The sequence below is a fragment of the Gordonia sp. UBA5067 genome, from assembly GCF_002414845.1.
Classification (GTDB): Bacteria; Actinomycetota; Actinomycetes; order Mycobacteriales; family Mycobacteriaceae; genus Gordonia; species Gordonia defluvii.
On record NZ_DIAX01000047.1, the window covers coordinates 1 to 2,524 of the forward strand.

The 2,524-nt window shown below is 68.7% G+C and carries 2 protein-coding genes; one reads left to right on the top strand and one right to left on the bottom strand.

The genetic code is table 11. The features are described 5' to 3' along the window. A partial coding sequence (locus tag B4M62_RS07830) for a nitronate monooxygenase (protein ID WP_290706427.1) occupies positions 1-1,177 on the top strand: 1,177 nt, incomplete at its 5' end. Between the two features lie 63 nt (positions 1,178-1,240). On the opposite strand, the gene B4M62_RS07835 is transcribed toward B4M62_RS07830, so the two are convergent. After that, positions 1,241-2,494: a sodium-dependent transporter gene (locus tag B4M62_RS07835; protein ID WP_290706428.1), complete on the bottom strand. Its 1,254-nt coding sequence runs from the start codon at positions 2,492-2,494 to the stop codon at positions 1,241-1,243. Positions 2,495-2,524: the final 30 nt, after the last annotated feature.

Genomic DNA, 2,524 nt, shown 5'->3' on the forward strand with positions numbered 1-2,524 from the left:
CGCCGAGCTCGCGCTGGAGGCGGCCCGGCTGGGCGGCATCGGGCACATCTCGGACGCCATGATCCCGACCGTCTCCGACCGGCGGTTCCGCACCCGCTTCGTCACCGACAAGCAGAAGAAGTACAAGTACAACGTCGCCAATCGCGACAAGTCGGGCATTCACTTCGACCTCGGCCACCTGGCGGAGGCGACGCGGATGCACGTCGGGCGCACGATGGAGGCGAAGAAGGGGGACGGGCTGATCTTCATCAACACGATGGAGAAGCTGACGATGAACAATCCGCGCGAGACGCTGCGCGTCCGCCTCGTCGGCGCGATGGACGGCGGCATCGACGGCATCACGCTGTCCGCGGGGTTGCACCTCGGCTCGCTCGCCCTGGTCGAGGATCACCCGCGCTTCCGCGACGTGAAATTCGGGATCATCGTGTCGTCGCTGCGCGCGCTGCTGCTGTTCCTGCGCAAGAGCGCCCGCCTCGACCGCCTGCCCGACTTCATCGTCGTCGAGGGCCCCCTCGCCGGCGGGCACCTCGGCTTCGGCCTCGACTGGGCCAACTACGACCTGATGACCATCACCCGCGAGGTCATCGACTATCTGCGCCAGGAGCAGCTCGACATTCCCGTCGTCGCCGCCGGCGGCATCTTCACCGGCAGCGATGCGGTCGAGTTCCTGGAGATCGGCGCCGCCGCCGTGCAGGTCGCGACGCGATTCACCGTCACCCACGAATGCGGATTGCCGGAAAAGGTCCAGCAGGAGTACTTCCGCGCCAACGAGGACGACATCGAGGTCAACCTGATCTCGCCCACCGGCTATCCGATGCGGATGCTGAAGAGCAGCCCCGCGATCGGCGCCGGCATCCGCCCCAACTGCGAGGCCTACGGCTACCTGCTCGACGGCAACGGCAACTGCGCGTACATCGAGGCCTACAACCGGGAGCTCGACCAGCATCCCGAGGGCACCGAGATCTCGGTGCGCGACAAGACCTGCCTGTGCACCCACATGCGCAATTTCGACTGCTGGACCTGCGGGCACATGACGTACCGGCTGAAGGACACCTCGCGCCGGCTGCCCGACGGCCGCTACCAGATCCTGAATGCCGCCGACGTGTTCCGCGACTACCAGTTCAGCGTCGACCACCGGCTCGCGGTGCCGCCGGAGCCCGTCGCGGCGCAGGCGTAACGCGGACGCCGGGAACGGCCCGACCGGTGGCGCGGCGGCGTCGATCGTCCCGCAGGGCGACGGTCAGACGACGCCGAATCCCCGCAGCATCACCGCCGCGATCAGCACCGGCGACACCCAGCGCACGAGGAAGACGAGCGCGCCTTGAACGGCGCCGTTGCGGAGCGTCCCCCGGTTCGAAAGCTCCGCCGCCACCCGGTCGCGCCCCCAGAACCAGCCGGCAAACACGCATACCAGGATGCCGCCGGCCGGCAGCAACAGGTTCGAGGTCAGGTAGTCGCAGAGGTCGAAGGCGTTCATCCCGGCGAGCTTCCACTGTGCCGCCGCGCCCTGCGACAGCGCGGGCATCGCGCCGAGGAGCGCGATCGCGACCAGAGTGACCACCGTCGCCACGCGCCGGGTAAGGCCGAGGCGCCCGGCCAGCACGGCGACCGGCACCTCGACGATCGACAGCATCGCGCCGGTCGCGGCCACCGCGGTGAGCACGAAGAACGCGAACATGAACACGGCGCCCGCCGGCATGCTCGCGAACACCGCCGGCACGGTGATGAACACCAGCGAAGGACCGGCTTCGGGCTTGAACCCGAAGGCGAACACCGCCGGGAAGATCGCGATGCCGGCCAGCATCGACACGGTGAGATCGGCGAGCATCACGCGGGCGGCCGTCACCGGGATGTTCTGCTCGGAGCGGAAATAGCTGCCGTAGGTCACCATCGTGCCCATGCCGATCGAGAGCTTGAAGAACGCGAGGCCGACGGCGACCAGGACGACGGCCGGGGTGATCCGCGAGAAATCGGGCCGGAACAGGAAGGCGAGACCTTCGCCCGCACCCGGCAGCGTGAGGCCGCGGATCCCGAGCAGCACCAGCAGGACGAAGAGCACCGGCATCAGGCGCTTGGTCACCGCCTCGATCCCCCTGGATACGCCCATCAGGATGATCGCGCCGACGAAGACCAGCACCAGCCACTGCCACAGCAGCGCCTGCAGCGGATCCGCGACCAGCGCACCGAACGCTGCCGAGGTGACCTTGGGATCGGTCGACAGCGCCCCGCCGACGAGCGACTTCAGCACGTAGGCGAACACCCAGCCGGCGACCGCGCTGTAGAAGGCCATGATCAGGACCGCCGCGACCACGCCCATGGCGCCGATCAGCCACCACGGCTGGCGCGGCGGGGCGAGTTCGACGAACGCGGTCACGGCGTCGGCCCGTGCCGCGCGGCCGATCGCGATCTCGGAGATCATCACCGGCAGGCCGACGGCGAGCGTCGCCAGCACGTAGACCAGGAGGAAGCCGGCGCCGCCGTTGGCCCCGGTCAGGTAGGGAAACTCTGTCTCTTATACACATCT